Annotated in this window: 12 protein-coding genes and 1 pseudogene; 10 read left to right on the top strand and 3 right to left on the bottom strand. The window is 66.3% G+C overall.

Going from position 1 to position 14,111, the window contains the following annotated elements; all coding sequences use genetic code 11:
* Together L0966_RS22050 and rpoD are read left to right on the top strand one after the other, a co-directional pair.
* Positions 1–600 (top strand): annotated as a pseudogene (locus L0966_RS22050) (DNA primase); the annotation flags it as partial.
* Positions 601–832: 232 nt separating this feature from the next.
* Positions 833–2,833: an RNA polymerase sigma factor RpoD gene (rpoD, locus tag L0966_RS22045; RefSeq protein WP_234054261.1), complete on the top strand. Its 2,001-nt coding sequence runs from the start codon at positions 833–835 to the stop codon at positions 2,831–2,833.
* Between the two features lie 120 nt (positions 2,834–2,953).
* Here the strand turns inward: rpoD and L0966_RS22040 are convergent, their stop codons facing one another.
* From L0966_RS22040 to L0966_RS22030, 3 genes are all read right to left on the bottom strand, one after another.
* Positions 2,954–3,757 carry an NUDIX hydrolase gene (locus L0966_RS22040; protein WP_234054260.1) on the bottom strand — a complete coding sequence of 268 codons (804 nt, stop codon included), beginning with the start codon at positions 3,755–3,757 and terminating at the stop codon, positions 2,954–2,956.
* Positions 3,758–4,063: 306 nt separating this feature from the next.
* The gene (locus tag L0966_RS22035) at positions 4,064–5,083 is read right to left on the bottom strand and encodes a peptidoglycan -binding protein (protein ID WP_234054259.1); all 1,020 of its coding nucleotides are present in this window, start codon (positions 5,081–5,083) and stop codon (positions 4,064–4,066) included.
* Positions 5,084–5,086: 3 nt separating this feature from the next.
* Positions 5,087–6,115 carry a flagellar motor protein MotA gene (locus L0966_RS22030; RefSeq protein WP_234054258.1) on the bottom strand — a complete coding sequence of 343 codons (1,029 nt, stop codon included), beginning with the start codon at positions 6,113–6,115 and terminating at the stop codon, positions 5,087–5,089.
* Between the two features lie 162 nt (positions 6,116–6,277).
* On the opposite strand from L0966_RS22030, the gene L0966_RS22025 reads away from it, so the two are divergent.
* The 8 genes from L0966_RS22025 (at position 6,278) to L0966_RS21990 (ending at position 13,726) form a co-directional block, all read left to right on the top strand.
* Entirely contained in the window at positions 6,278–6,493 is a 216-nt protein-coding gene (locus L0966_RS22025) for a hypothetical protein (RefSeq protein WP_234054257.1), read from the top strand.
* Positions 6,494–6,564: 71 nt separating this feature from the next.
* Positions 6,565–7,854: a UDP-N-acetylglucosamine 1-carboxyvinyltransferase gene (gene murA, locus L0966_RS22020; RefSeq protein WP_234054256.1), complete on the top strand. Its 1,290-nt coding sequence runs from the start codon at positions 6,565–6,567 to the stop codon at positions 7,852–7,854.
* Between the two features lie 185 nt (positions 7,855–8,039).
* The gene (locus tag L0966_RS22015) at positions 8,040–9,602 is read left to right on the top strand and encodes a bifunctional diguanylate cyclase/phosphodiesterase (protein WP_234054255.1); all 1,563 of its coding nucleotides are present in this window, start codon (positions 8,040–8,042) and stop codon (positions 9,600–9,602) included.
* A 179-nt stretch (positions 9,603–9,781) separates the two neighbouring features.
* Positions 9,782–10,243 carry a DUF2948 family protein gene (locus L0966_RS22010; RefSeq protein WP_234054254.1) on the top strand — a complete coding sequence of 154 codons (462 nt, stop codon included), beginning with the start codon at positions 9,782–9,784 and terminating at the stop codon, positions 10,241–10,243.
* Positions 10,244–10,346: 103 nt separating this feature from the next.
* Positions 10,347–11,651, top strand: a complete 1,305-nt coding sequence (hisD, locus tag L0966_RS22005; protein ID WP_234054253.1) for a histidinol dehydrogenase — start codon at positions 10,347–10,349, stop codon at positions 11,649–11,651.
* 4 nt (positions 11,652–11,655) lie between these two features.
* The gene (locus tag L0966_RS22000; RefSeq protein WP_234054252.1) at positions 11,656–12,138 is read left to right on the top strand and encodes a UPF0262 family protein; all 483 of its coding nucleotides are present in this window, start codon (positions 11,656–11,658) and stop codon (positions 12,136–12,138) included.
* 5 nt (positions 12,139–12,143) lie between these two features.
* Entirely contained in the window at positions 12,144–12,617 is a 474-nt protein-coding gene (locus L0966_RS21995) for a low molecular weight phosphatase family protein (protein ID WP_234054251.1), read from the top strand.
* Positions 12,618–13,270: 653 nt separating this feature from the next.
* Positions 13,271–13,726: a GNAT family N-acetyltransferase gene (locus tag L0966_RS21990; RefSeq protein ID WP_234054250.1), complete on the top strand. Its 456-nt coding sequence runs from the start codon at positions 13,271–13,273 to the stop codon at positions 13,724–13,726.
* The last annotated feature ends 385 nt before the right edge of the window (positions 13,727–14,111 follow it).

The following is a 14,111-nucleotide window of genomic DNA, read 5'->3' as shown; positions in this document are numbered from 1 at the left end:
GGACGCGGCGGGGCGCGCGAGATCGGCTTTGCCTCCGTGGGCGGCGAGATCGCCCAAACGGCATTGGTGCGCGGGCCGCTGGCGGCACTGCCCCGCAATGAGGCCCTGTTGCTGTTCTGCCTCATCAACCACCCCTTTCTGCTGGACGAGGCGGCGGAGGATGTGTCGGAGCTGCCATTTGCCAACCCGGAAGCGGACCGGCTGCGGCACGCGCTGGTCGCGGCGCACCTGGAAGGGCCGACCGCTGCGGAGGATCAAGGGGATACCTTGGCCGAGCGCCTCGACCAGGCCGACCTCGAGGACCTCTCACGTAGGGTCAAGAGCCTCTCCAACCCGAAAATGGACTGGCCAGCTTATCCTGATACCGCAAAAGAGGATGCAAGACTCTGGTGGCAGCAGCGGACGGCCTTGCATCGCAAGGCTTACGCGCTATCTAGGGAACTGAAGGAAGCTGAGAGATCCCTGGGGGAGGACCCCAGCGAGGCGAATTTTGCCTGGCTGCGCGACGTCCACGAGCGCCTGTCCACCGTTGAAGGGATGGACGCGCTGGTGGAGGGCTTTGGCGCGCTGTCCGGCCGCAGATCCGCGCGGTCGGTCTAGGCGCGGTGCGCGAAGCCGGGAAAGGCGGTCTCGGGTGAAGGCCCGTTTCGGGCGGGCGGGGATCACACGGTTTGGGTGACCCATCCAGTTGGATGGGCGGCCGTTCAGGCGGGCTTAACGGTAACGTGTTCAAAAGAGCGCGACCGGAGCCGAATACGACAGGCGGCGGAGCCCCGGGGGGCTGCGTCGCCATTTCGCCGTTGAAGATCGGCGAGATCATCAGGAGATGTCCATGGCGAAGCAATCTGCCGAGACGACCGAAGCGCCCGAGAAGGAGACCGACGCCCCCGACGGGCCGTTGCTCGACCTCTCGGACGCGGCCGTCCGGAAGATGATCAAGAACGCCAAGCGCCGGGGCTATGTGACCTACGAGCAGCTCAATGAGGTGATGCCCTCCGACGAGGTCACCTCCGAGCAGATCGAGGACACCCTTGCCATGCTCAATGACATGGGCATCAACGTGATCGAGGCCGAAGAGGCCGAGGCCGAGGAGAATGGCGAGGAAGGCGAAACCCCCGAGGAGCCCGAGGAGGCCGAAGGTGGCGAGCTGACCGAAGCCGCTCCGCGGGCGCTGGCGCGTTCCGAGACCAAGTCCGAGCCGGCCGAGCGCACCGATGACCCGGTGCGCATGTACCTGCGCGAGATGGGCTCGGTGGAGCTGCTTTCGCGCGAGGGCGAAATCGCCATCGCCAAGCGCATCGAGGCCGGCCGCGAGGCCATGATCGCCGGCTTGTGCGAAAGCCCGCTCACCTTCCAGGCCATCATCATCTGGCGTGATGAGCTGGTGGAAGGCAAGGTTCTGCTGCGCGACATCATCGACCTCGAGGCCACCTATGCCGGCCCCGAGGGCAAGAATCCGCCGGCGGCTCTGGGCGAGGAAGCCGCCCTTGCGCCCGAGGCGGGCGAGGACGGCATTCTGGGCGAGCCCCCCATTCCGGAGGGCGACGAGGACGACATGGAAAACTCCATGTCGCTCGCGGCCATGGAAGCGGAGATCAAGCCGAAGGTGCTGGAAACCTTCGACCGCATCGCCGGCTCCTATGTGAAGCTGCGCCGCCTGCAGGATCAGAACGTCGAATCCAAGCTCAAGAACGAGACCCTGTCGCCGGCGCAGGAGCGCAAGGCGAAGAAGCTCAAGGAAGATCTCGTTCTCGACGTGAAGAGCCTGTCGCTCAACCAGGCGCGCATCGACGCGCTGGTGGAGCACCTCTACGAGATCAACAAGCGGCTCGTTTCCCTTGAGGGCCGCCTGCTGCGCCTTGCGGAAAGCTATGGCGTCACCCGCGACGACTTCCTGAAGAACTATCTGGGTTCCGAGCTTGACCCCAAGTGGGTGCTGCGCGTGTCCAAGCTGGGCTCGCGGGGCTGGAAGGGCTTTGTGGCCCACGAGAAGGATGGCATCAAGGACCTGCGCGGCGACATCCACGCTCTGGCCACCGAAACGGGGCTGGAGATCGCGGAATTCCGCAAGATCGTGCAGATGGTGCAGAAGGGCGAGAAGGAAGCCCGCCAGGCCAAGAAGGAAATGGTGGAGGCAAACCTTCGCCTCGTCATCTCCATCGCCAAGAAGTACACGAACCGCGGCCTTCAGTTCCTGGATCTGATCCAGGAAGGCAATATCGGCCTCATGAAGGCGGTCGACAAGTTCGAGTACCGGCGCGGCTACAAGTTCTCCACCTATGCCACCTGGTGGATTCGGCAGGCCATCACCCGCTCCATCGCGGACCAGGCCCGCACCATCCGCATTCCGGTGCACATGATCGAGACGATCAACAAGATCGTGCGCACCTCGCGCCAGATGCTCCACGAGATCGGCCGCGAGCCGACCCCGGAGGAGCTGGCCGAGAAGCTCGGCATGCCGCTGGAAAAGGTGCGCAAGGTGCTGAAGATCGCCAAGGAGCCCATCTCCCTCGAAACGCCCATCGGCGACGAGGAAGATTCGCACCTGGGAGACTTCATCGAGGACAAGAACGCCATCCTGCCTATCGATGCGGCGATCCAGTCCAACCTGCGCGAGACCACCACGCGGGTTCTGGCCTCCCTCACCCCCCGTGAGGAGCGTGTGCTGCGCATGCGCTTCGGCATCGGCATGAACACCGATCACACGCTGGAGGAAGTGGGCCAGCAATTCTCGGTGACGCGCGAGCGTATCCGCCAGATCGAAGCCAAGGCCCTGCGCAAGCTCAAGCACCCGAGCCGCTCGCGCAAGCTGCGTTCGTTCCTGGACAATTGATACCGGAGGCCCGTGCGCGCCGCTCACGGGCCTTCAATCTAGCCTTTCGTTTTACGCGCGTCCTTCACGCAAACCGGCATCCAACTTCCTCGGACACGCTTCAGCGAAGTGGTTGCGGCCTCAGTGTTCCGCAAAGCCTTGCGAGAGAAGAGGCTTGATCTTCCTGTAGGTTTCCCGCGCTTCCGTCGCAATGGGCCGCCGCCCGTATTGATTGGGCGCCCCCATGGCAAGCCAGGCTGCCAGGATCATGAGTCCGGATGGCACCCAGCGCGCATTGGCCGACCGCACGTTTTCACCCGTGATCAACGTGGCGAGCTCGGACAGGGAATACCAGTCCACCTCCCCCTCGCCTGACCTCTTCACATCTTCGATATTTTTGTCGCTGACGGCGATGCCCGCGATGACATATTGAATAAACCCGGTCGTCTCCTCCTGGGATACGATCACATTTCTATACATCGTGCTGTCTTCCTGGAACTGCAGGCAGGTTTCCTCCCGCACCTCGCGCAGCGCCGCATACAACAAGGGCTCTCGACTGATATCGTCGTGATGATGGATATCATCGGCCGGCTCATAATTTCCGCCCAGGATATGGAAACAGTTCTTATAGGTTGCAACGAACGCCGATCGCCGCATCAGCAACACGCGACTGCGTTCCGGGTCGAACACGATTGCGCCGCACGAAATAATTGGCGGCTTCTCACCCGCCTGGCGGGCCGCAACGATGCGGGAATAAACGGTGGAATAGACGGAAACCGCTTCCGCATGCTCCGACTGCCACTCTTTACTCACCGCAAGGGCATGCGCCCCATCTTTTGCAACCTTCAACTGATCGACGGTGTGTGAGACCCTCTCCGCATCCCAGCCCACCTTCAAATAGTCTTGCCGATTCAAAACTTTGCCTGCCAAGCGCACGGCAGGCATCCCGTTCGTCCGGACATGATGGATCCGCGAGCGATCCCGGCTGATGGCATTCAGCTCGCTGATTTCATGGGCCGTCAGTCCACCGACTGATTTGGCCCACCGCCTCTTTCGCCACCACGTGCGCAGCCTTCAGACGACAAACAGACCGGCAATAATCGGAAATAAGAGCTGGATGGCCTTTTCCAACACCGCCAATATGTTTGCGATGTTACCGAGCCAAGCCCACGCCTCATCCATCGCCACAACACCCCCACGTGATGCGCGTGTTTACTTTTAAAGTCTGTCAATCACGGGCGGCACAGCCCCTTATCGCTCCGTCAGCTTCAGTTCGATGCGCCGGTTGTGGGCGTGGGCCTCGTCCGAGGTGCCGGTGTCGATGGGCTGGAACTCGCCGAAGCCGGCGGCGATCAGGTGTTGTGGGCTCACGCCCTTGCTGATGAGAAATTGCACCACCGCAATGGCGCGAGCGGCCGAAAGCTCCCAGTTGGAGGGAAATTGCGCGGTGGCGATGGGCCGGTTGTCGGTGTGGCCGTCAATGCGCAGGGCCCAGCTAATGTCCGCCGGAATCTCCGTCTCCAAGTCCAAAATGGCGGAGGCCAGCTTGTCCAGCTCCGCCTGGGCTTCAGGCTTCAGGGTGGCGGAGCCGGGATCGAAGAAAATTTCGGATTGGAACACGAAGCGGTCGCCCACCACGCGGATCTCGGGCCGGTTGCCCAGAATCTGGCTGAGCCGGCCGAAGAATTCGGAACGGAATCGCGTCAGCTCCTGCACCCGCTGGGCCAGCGCCACGTTCAGCCGGCGGCCGAGATCGGCAAGCTTGGCCTGGCTCTCCTTATCCTTCTGCTCGGAGGCGTTCAGCGCCTCTTCAAGGGCCGCCATCTGGCGGCGCAAGGCGGCGATCTGCTGGTTGAGCAGGTCGATCTGCGAGAGGGCGCGGCTGGCCACGTCCTTCTGGGCGTCGAGGTCGCGGGCCAGCGCCTGTTCGCGGCCGGTGTCAGGGGCGGTCGGGGTGGCCGCGAGCCGACCGCGCAGGCTGTCGCGCTCGGCCTCCGCCGCCTCCAGGGAGGCGCGCACGGCGGCAAGCTCGGTCTCATTATTCTGCCCGCTCGCCCGCTCCAGCGAGAGCAGCTCGGTGAGCTGGCGAATCTGCGCCTGAAGGCGCTGCAGCACGTTGTCCTTGCCCGTCATCTCCTGGGTGAGGAAGAATTGGGTGAGCATGAATACGGACAGCAGGAAGATGAAGACCAGAAGCAGCGTCGACAGTGCATCGACGAAGCCCGGCCAGTAATCGATGTGGCGGTCGCGCCCGCGTCGGCCCAGGGCCATGGCTCACCTCTGCTCGGCGTCGGCGGAGATCTTTTCGAGCCGCTCCACCAGATGGCGCAAGTCTTCCTGCTGGCGCCCATGGGTGTCGATGAGCTGCTTGATGAGCACCTGCTCGGAGCGCAGATGCGTCACCAGCCCCTGGAGGCTCTCGGCCAGATGCGACATGGCGGAGATCACCCGCTGGGAACCGGCCTCGGCCATGGTTTTTTCCAGCCGGTTGATGGCGCCGATCAGCGGCTCCATGTCCGCCGAAGGGGCCGGCAGCGCCAGCAGCGCCCCCCCCTCCGCCGGCCGCTCGGGGCCGGGCAGGCGATCGAGATCGCGCACGGTGGTGGAGAGCCAGTCCTCAAGGTCCGTATAAAAGCGGTTCTGCGCCTGGCCGGCCTGAAGGTCGAGAAAGCCCAGCACCAGGGAGCCCGCAAGGCCGAAGAGGGAGGAGGAGAAAGCCAGCCCCATGCCGCCGAGGGGCGCGGCAAGGCCGCTCTTGAGATCCTCGAACACGGAACCAGAATCCGGCCCCACCTGCAGCGCGCTGATGACCTGGCCGATGGAGGACACCGTTTCCAGAAGGCCCCAGAAGGTGCCGAGCAGGCCCAGGAACACCAGAAGGCCGGTGAGATAGCGCGCCATGTCGCGGCTCTCATCCAGGCGGGTGCCGATGGAATCGAGGATCGAGCGCATGGTGGTCTGGGAAATGGCCATGCGGCCGATGCGATCACCCAGCAGCGCCGCCATGGGGGCCAGCAGCGTGGGCGTGCGCGCCACCGCAAGGCCGGGATCGGCCAGGCGGAAGGAATTCACCCAGTCCACCTCGGGGAAAAGCCGCGCCACCTGGCGGATGGCGAGAATGATGCCGATGGCCAGGACGCCGAAAATGACGCCGTTGAGCCCCGGATTATTGAGGAAGGCGGCGAAGATCTGGCGATGCAGCACCGCCGCCAGGGCCGCGCACAGGGCCAGGAATACCAGCATGCGCACCAGGAAGATGCGCGGCGACGAGAGTTTCAGGAAAGGATCGACGGCGCGCGTCATGCTTGCTCCCGAGGGGTTGGCTCCCGCATGCAGGTTCGGGCGGGGACTATGGCACAGCGCGCGGCAAATGACACCGCGCCACGTGCCGTTGCGGACGATCTGGAATGAATCGAAGCCGGCGGCGGCCTTGCATCGGCCACATGGGACGGCTACGTGGACCGCATGTCGCAGCCACAGGACAAGACCGCCCGGCTGGCCGCCGCCCTCAAGGCGAATCTGGCGCGCCGCAAGGCCCAGACCCGCGCCCGCAACGAGGCCGGCTCCCCCGATGAAGCCCCCCCGCCGGACGGCGGCGCGGAACGGGACACCGCACGCAATGGTGGCAATGGGAATGGGCCGGGCGAGGCCGCGATTGTGCCGGACGGAAAGGCACGCTAGACCTTGACTTTTAACAGCGCCCCGGGTGGACCGGGCGCCGGCCGCTTGGCCTCCGGGGACACAGGACCAGCATGGACAAGATTCGCATCGTCGGCGGCAACGCGCTTCACGGCACCATCCCCATCTCCGGCGCCAAGAACGCAGCCTTGCCCTTGATGATCGCGAGCCTCCTCACCGAGGAGAAGCTGGTGCTGGAGAACGTGCCGCGCCTCGCGGACGTGGCCCTGCTTCAGCGCATCCTGGGCAATCATGGCGTGGACATCACCACCAATGGCAAGCGCACCGGGGACGATCCCAATGCCGGCCAGACGCTGGAGATCGACGCCCGCGTGATCGTCGACACCACCGCGCCTTATGATCTGGTGTCGCGCATGCGTGCCTCGTTCTGGGTGCTGGGGCCGCTGGTGGCGCGCATGGGCGTGGCCCGGGTCTCGCTGCCCGGCGGCTGCGCCATCGGCACCCGGCCGGTGGACTTCCACCTGGATGCGCTGCGGGCGCTGGGCGCCGATATCGACATTGACGGCGGCTATGTGCTGGCCAAGGCGCCCAAGGGTCTGAAGGGCGCGCGCATCGTGTTCCCCAAGGTCTCGGTGGGTGCCACCCATACCGCTCTGATGGCCGCCGCCCTCGCCGACGGCGAGAGCGTGATCGAGAATGCCGCCCGCGAACCGGAAGTGGCCGATCTGGCGGATTGCCTGGTGAAGATGGGCGCGCGCATCTCCGGAGCCGGCAACGCCACCATTCACGTCCAGGGCGTTCCGCATCTGCGTGGGGCCCGCCATTCCGTGCTGCCGGACCGCATCGAAACGGGCACCTATGCCATGGCCACCGCTATGGCGGGCGGCGACGTGCTGCTGGCCGGCGCCCGGCCCGATCTTCTGGAGAGCGCGCTCGACATCCTGCGCGCCGCGGGCGTGGAGGTGGAAGCCACCAATGAAGGCATCCGCGTGCGTCGCAACGGGGCGGGCATCCTGCCCGTGGAGGTGAGCACGGCGCCCTATCCGGGCTTCCCCACCGACCTGCAGGCCCAGCTCATGGCCCTGATGACCAAGGCGAAGGGCCGCTCGCGCATCACCGAAACCATCTTCGAGAACCGCTTCATGCATGTGCAGGAGCTGGCCCGGCTCGGCGCCAAGATCCATCTCGACGGCGACACCGCCACCATCGAGGGGGCGGAGCGCCTGACCGGCGCACCGGTGATGGCCACCGACCTTCGCGCCTCCGTCTCGCTGGTGATCGCCGGCCTTGCGGCGGAAGGCGAAACGCTGGTGCAGCGCGTGTATCACCTGGATCGCGGCTTCGAGAGGCTGGAGGCGAAGCTGTCGCGCTGTGGCGCCGAGATCGAGCGCATCAGCGGCTGAGCTGCTCGCCCAACGTCCATCATCGCCCTTGATCACAGCCCCGGCCTCTGGCGCGGGGCTGTTTCATTTTGCCACCAAATGGCAATGCCCCCGTGCACCGCCTTGGCTATTCAAGCACCGGCCTGCGGACTATTATTGAGCTGGCAGCGGAAGAAACGCTCCCCGATCAGAAGCGAAGCAATAAAATGTCCTCGCAGCGCATCATAGCGGAATCCCGGCGGCGGTATTGGAAAGTCTACCTTACGATCGCCGTCGCTGCGCTATTGCTGTTCGCGGTATTATACAACCTTAACGTTCTGGAATATAGCAGCACCATCGCGAAGGAGTATTCGTCTTGGCCTGTGGATGGTCTCTTCGCGCTGCTGCTGACCACCGCGTTCGCCTCGATCGCGGTGCTGGCGGTGCACGAACGCCAGCTCCAGCGGGAGGTGGCGCAGCGCCGCCAGGCCGAGGACCTGGCACAGACCGCGTTTCGCTATGACAGCCTGACCGGCATTTCCAATCGCGTGCTGTTCCAGGAAGAGTTTTCGCGGGCCTTGAGCCAGGCCCGATCCAATGAAACGCGCCTTGCGGTGCTGGTGATCGACATCGACGAGTTCCAGCAGGTGAATGACGCGCACGGGCATGATGTGGGCGACGCAGTGCTGACCACCCTGGCCGGGCGCCTGCGCGGCATCGTCCGCAAGGAGGACGTCCTCGCCCGCCTCGGCGCGGACGAGTTCGCCATTCTCTTCCCCATGCGCAATGAGAGCACGGAGGCCCTGTTCCGCCTCGCGGAACGGATCCTGCAGGCGGCGCATGATGACATCGAGGCCCCGAACCGGAACCTCCGGGTTTCCGCCTCCATCGGCATCGCCAAATTCCCGCGTGATGGGGACGCGGAAGCCGGGCTGCTGCGCTGCGCCGAGGCGGCGCTGGTCCAGGCCAAGGCGACCGGCAAGGACCGCTATTCGCTCTATGACAGCAGCCTGGATGCGCGCCGGCGCGAGCGCCTGGAAACGGAAGCGGAGCTGCGCGCGGGGCTGGAACGGGGCGAGATCATCGCCCTCTACCAGCCACTGGTGGACCTCGACACCCAGCGCACCGTGGGCTTCGAGGCCCTGGCGCGGTGGCGTCATCCGGTCCGCGGGCTGCTGGGCGCGCCCGATTTCATCCCCATCATCGAAGATGCCGGCCTTGCCGGGCCCCTGCTGCAGGCCATGCTGCGCCGGGTCTGCGACGATTCCCGCCACTGGCCGGACAGCGTGCGCGTGGCGGTCAATCTCTCGCCTCCGCAATTGCTGGACCCCGAGCTGCCCGGCTCCATTCTCGACCTGCTGCGGCAGATGGGGGTGGAGCCGTGCCGGATCGAGCTTGAGATCACCGAAACCGCCCTGTTGCAGGACTTCGAGGCCGCGCGGCGCGCCATGTCGGTGCTGCGCGAGGCGGGCGTGCACATGTCGCTGGACGATTTCGGCACCGGCTATTCCAGCCTGCGCCACCTGCACGAGCTGCCCATCGACAAGATCAAGATCGACCGTTCCTTCACCAGTCGCCTCTCCAGCGACGCCCAATGCCGCAAGATCGTCGCCTCCATGCTGAGCCTGAGCGAGGCCCTGGGCCTGACCACGGTGGCCGAGGGCGTGGAGCTGCCGCAGCAGGCGGAATGGCTGCGCACCCACGGCTGCACCCTGGGGCAGGGCTATCTGTTCGCCCGCCCGCTTCCGCCCACCGACGCCTTCGGCACCGTGCGCGACCAGGCCGGCTGACAGCCCCGCCTCAGGGGCCCCACCGCGACATGGACAGGCAAGCGAAAGCGCAAGGCCCGCTCAGCCGCGCTCACGGCATCCTTGCCATGCACGCGCAGCGACATTGAAACCTGCCGCTGCGCTCTCTATCTCCAGGGAAGCCGGGGAAACGGCGAAGAAATGCCCAGAAGGCGCCCGCCATGACCGATCTCAAGCTGCTCGCCCTCGATGAAGAGGACCTCGCCGTCATCTCCGCCCATCTACAGGATGCGGTGGTGAAGGTGACGGACATGGGTTTCCTGCCGACGGTCCAGCGCTTCGCCCTGCTGCTCAACCGGTTCGACTGGGACCGCGCGGTGCTCACCCATGAAAAGGTGCGCCGGCGCGCGGGCCTGCACTTCGAGCGCGTGCGCGACGCCAAATGCCGGGGCATGGACCTCGCCCGGCGCAACGGCGTGCTCAATCTCCTGGCCGTCACCTTCATTCCCACCGATACGCCCTCGGGCTATGTGCTGCTCACCTTTTCCGGCGGCGCCGAGGTGCGGCTCGAGGTGGAATGCATCGAGGCGAGCCTGCGCGATCTGGGCCCGGCCTGGGGCTGCGCCCATACTCCCCACCACGAAGGCCCGGCCGCCCGGCAATCCGGCACCGACGCCGCCTGACCGCCCTGCCCCAAGGCAAGCGGGCCCCTCCTTCCGCGCCGCGAATGCGCCAAGCGTGACGGCGGGGCTTCCCTCCGCCCCCGTCCTGATCTAGCAAGACCCCATGCCTATCCGTCTCGATACCGAAGATTCCGATTTCGCCGCGCGCTTTGCCGAGTTCCTCGGCTCCAAGCGGGAGGCCTCCGTCGATGTGCAGGACCAGGTGGCCGCCATCATTGCCGACGTGCGCGCGCGCGGCGACAAGGCCCTGATCGACCTCTCCCGCACCTTCGACCGGGTGGACCTGGAAGTCCTGGGCATCCGCGTGACCGACGCGGAGATCGACGCCGCCCTCGCCTCCATCCCGGCCGAGACGCGCGAGGCGCTGGAATTCGCCAAGGCCCGCATTGAGCGGCACCATGCCCGCCAGCGCCCCACCGACGAGACCTATGTGGACGCCGCCGGCGTCACTCTGGGCCATCGCTGGACCAGCGTGGATGCGGTGGGCCTCTATGTGCCAGGCGGCACCGCTGCCTATCCCTCCTCCGTGCTCATGAACGCGGTGCCGGCCCAGGTGGCGGGCGTGCCGCGCATCGTCATGGTGGTGCCCGCACCCGATGGGCAGATCGCCCCGCTGGTGCTGGCCGCCGCGCGCCTTGCCGGCGTGCACGAGGTGTATCGCGTGGGCGGCGCCCAGGCGGTGGCGGCGCTGGCCTTCGGGACCGACACCATCGCCCCGGTGGACAAGATCGTGGGCCCCGGCAACGCCTATGTGGCCCAGGCCAAGCGGCAGGTGTTCGGCAAGGTGGGCATCGACATGGTGGCCGGCCCCTCCGAGGTGCTGATCATCGCCGATGCCGACGCCAATGCGGACTGGATCGCCGCCGACCTTCTGGCCCAGGCGGAGCACGACACCGCCGCCCAGTCCATCCTCATCACTGATTCGGACGACCTCGCCACCCGCGTGGTGGCCGCCGTCGAGGGCATGATCGAGACCCTGCCCCGGGCCGAGATCGCCCGTGCCTCCTGGCGCGACCACGGCGCCGTCATCAAGGTGCGCAGCCTGGACGAGGCCCTGCCCTTGTCCGACCGGGTGGCGCCCGAGCACCTGGAGATCCAGGCCGCCGACGCCGACCGGCTCGCGGCGCGCATCCGCCATGCGGGGGCCATCTTCATCGGCGCCTACACGCCGGAAGCCATCGGCGATTATGTGGGCGGCACCAACCACGTTCTGCCGACGGCCCGCTCGGCCCGCTTCTCCTCGGGCCTCAGCGTGCTCGATTTCATGAAGCGTACCTCCATCCTGAAGCTGGACGCCAGCGCCCTGGAAAAGGTGGGCACCGCCGCCGTGCGGCTGGCCGAGGTGGAGCGCCTGCAGGCCCACGGCCGGTCCGTGTCCATCCGCACAAATGCCGGAGGGGGGCAATGAGCTCATGAGCGAAAAATCCCTCTCCCGGCTCGCGGCCGTCAACGTCGACACGTCCTCCCTCGGCCATGCCGGCGCGGAGGTGGAGCACGAGCGCGCCACCGCCATCTGGGACCTCATCGAGGACAATTCGTTTCATCCCTGTGGTGATCCCGGGGATGGGCCCTACACCCTCGACATCTCGCTGATGGACAATCGCCTGGTGCTCGACATCAAGCGCGAGAGCGGTGAGCAGGTGGTGCAGCACCATCTCTCCCTCACCCCCTTCCGCAAGGTGGTGAAGGACTATTTCCTCATCTGCGAGAGCTATTACGCGGCCATCCGCACGGCCTCGCCGAGCCAGATCGAGGCCATCGACATGGGCCGTCGCGGCGCCCACAACGAGGGCTCCGAGCTGCTCCAGGAGCGGCTGAAAGGCAAGATCGACGTGGATTTCGATACCGCCCGGCGCCTGTTCACCCTCATTTGCGCGCTGCACTGGAAGGGTTGACGGCGATGCCCTCTGTGGCGGACCCTGACGTACCTCGCTCGCGGTCGACGCGTCCGCAATCGGTTCTGTTCATCTGCGGGCAGAACGTGGTGCGTTCCGTGATGGCGGCGGCCCTGCTGCACCATCTCTACGGCAAGTCCATCTATGTGGGCTCAGCCGGCGTCATCGCCGGGGAACCCGATCCCTTCGTCACTGCGGTGATGGAGGAAATCGGCCTCGACGTGCACAAGCACCGGCCCAAAACCGTGGAGGAGCTGGAGGAATATGAGGGGCTGGGCTTCGACCTCGCCATCTCGCTCTGCCCCAGCGCCCATCACCGCGCCCTGGAGCTGACCCGCACCAACGCCCTCGACGTCGAATACTGGCCGACGCCGGACCCCACTCGCGAAGGCGGCAACCGCGAACAGCGCCTCAACGCCTACCGCGCCGTGCGGGACGAGCTGGAGGAGAAGATCCGCCAGCGCTTTCGGCATACCTGAGTGTGCGCTGAGGTGGACAGGGGGTCCGGCCGACGCATCTCCGGCTGAGCCGCCGGCGCCCGAAACGCGGCCGCCCCGGCCATGCTCCCTCCTGCCACCCGCGCCGCAAGGGAATTGCCGCGCCCGCGCCGCCCCACACCTCCGCTTGCGCGAGCGGAAAGGACGGGGCGTGAAGACCGGGGGCGAAGACGGGGCCCGAGACCCGGGGCAAGGACCGGGGGCAAGTGCCGGCGGCGAGCGGCCTAAGCTGGCGGAGTCCGCGCACACGAAGCCCCCCCCCCCCCGCGGCGTGCGAGATGCGGCGGAGGCTTGCCGCTCCCACCGCCACGGCACCTCCCCCTGCGCCCTCTTGCCATCGCCAGCCCGCCCCGGACGAGCGGGATGAGGAGGCGACCCATCGGCCTTGCCCGATGCCCGCGGGCGTTCCGGTGCCCCAAAGGCGCCAATCCCCAGGCACCACCCCAGATACCGATCCCGGGTACCGACGCCCAGGTACCGATCCCGAGGTGCCGATCCCGAGCGACCAGCCAACAGGCGCGGGCGCCAACGCGCGGCTCCTCGTCCGCCCTTGCCGGCAGCCAGCGTGCTGGCGTTTCATCGGGAATGGCTGATTCGCCCGGGATCGGCCGCGCGCCTTCACTCCGGAAATCGCCATGGCTGCTCCCCTCTACACCCTGCGCCCCGCCATCGCCGCCGACCGGCCGGCCATGGCCGACCTATGGGTTGCGAGCTGGGTGAAGACCTTGCCGGAGATCGATTTCGAGGCCCGGCGCCCCTGGCTCAAGCAGCACCTGGATGAGCTGACGACCGGCGGCGCCCTCACACGGGTGGCGGAAAGCGCGGGCGCGGTGGCGGGCTTCGTGGTGATCCATCCCGGCACCGGCTATCTCGACCAGATCGCGGTCGGCCCCACTTTCTGGGGCCAGGGCGCGGCGGAAGAGCTGATGGCCGAGGCCAAGCGCATCTCCCCCACTCTGGTGGCCCTGGATGTGAACCAGGAGAACCCGCGTGCCGTGCGCTTCTACGAAAAGATGGGCCTTGCCATCACCGGCGAGGGGGAAAACCCCATGTCCGGCCGCCGCACCTTCCGAATGGAATGGCGGCCCTAGGGTCCGACCGACATTTGAGAAGAACGGTTTGCCGGGAGCTCGTTCCCTCTCCCTCTTGCGAGGGATAGTGAGGGAGGCCAGGACCGCCTGGGCTAGAACCGCCTCCGTAACGCAGAGACTCAGGATTCAAGACTTTTTCGCCGCCGAGCCAAGTTCCCAAGTCTTGCCCCCACCGCAGTCCCCCAAGCGGGAGAGGGAGCGTCATGAACGACACGGTGGTGGTGAGTCACGACCCGCGCCACAGGCACTGAATGTCGATACACCCTAGCACTACTTTGGCAGAATCAGATTGGCGGTCTCCAGATGGCCCTTCGGCAGTGGGGACAAGTTGGCGATGTCGAGGAAAATGCCTTGAGGACGGCCCGGCGGACCTGAGGCAGGGTCG

The organism is Xanthobacter sp. NM-59, from assembly GCF_021401125.1.
GTDB lineage: Bacteria > Pseudomonadota > Alphaproteobacteria > Rhizobiales > Xanthobacteraceae > Xanthobacter.
The sequence above is the reverse complement of the archived record's forward strand: the minus strand, read 5'-3'. Positions and strand labels throughout refer to the sequence as shown.

What these genes read in the sequence shown, in the direction of transcription:
- rpoD (WP_234054261.1), top strand. Translation starts at nt 833, where the DNA reads ATGGCGAAGCAATCTGCCGAGACGACCGAAGCGCCCGAGAAGGAGACC.
- L0966_RS22040 (WP_234054260.1), bottom strand. Translation starts at nt 3,757, where the DNA reads ATGCCTGCCGTGCGCTTGGCAGGCAAAGTTTTGAATCGGCAAGACTAT.
- L0966_RS22035 (WP_234054259.1), bottom strand. Translation starts at nt 5,083, where the DNA reads ATGGCCCTGGGCCGACGCGGGCGCGACCGCCACATCGATTACTGGCCG.
- L0966_RS22030 (WP_234054258.1), bottom strand. Translation starts at nt 6,115, where the DNA reads ATGACGCGCGCCGTCGATCCTTTCCTGAAACTCTCGTCGCCGCGCATC.
- L0966_RS22025 (WP_234054257.1), top strand. Translation starts at nt 6,278, where the DNA reads ATGTCGCAGCCACAGGACAAGACCGCCCGGCTGGCCGCCGCCCTCAAG.
- murA (WP_234054256.1), top strand. Translation starts at nt 6,565, where the DNA reads ATGGACAAGATTCGCATCGTCGGCGGCAACGCGCTTCACGGCACCATC.
- L0966_RS22015 (WP_234054255.1), top strand. Translation starts at nt 8,040, where the DNA reads ATGTCCTCGCAGCGCATCATAGCGGAATCCCGGCGGCGGTATTGGAAA.
- L0966_RS22010 (WP_234054254.1), top strand. Translation starts at nt 9,782, where the DNA reads ATGACCGATCTCAAGCTGCTCGCCCTCGATGAAGAGGACCTCGCCGTC.
- hisD (WP_234054253.1), top strand. Translation starts at nt 10,347, where the DNA reads ATGCCTATCCGTCTCGATACCGAAGATTCCGATTTCGCCGCGCGCTTT.
- L0966_RS22000 (WP_234054252.1), top strand. Translation starts at nt 11,656, where the DNA reads ATGAGCGAAAAATCCCTCTCCCGGCTCGCGGCCGTCAACGTCGACACG.
- L0966_RS21995 (WP_234054251.1), top strand. Translation starts at nt 12,144, where the DNA reads ATGCCCTCTGTGGCGGACCCTGACGTACCTCGCTCGCGGTCGACGCGT.
- L0966_RS21990 (WP_234054250.1), top strand. Translation starts at nt 13,271, where the DNA reads ATGGCTGCTCCCCTCTACACCCTGCGCCCCGCCATCGCCGCCGACCGG.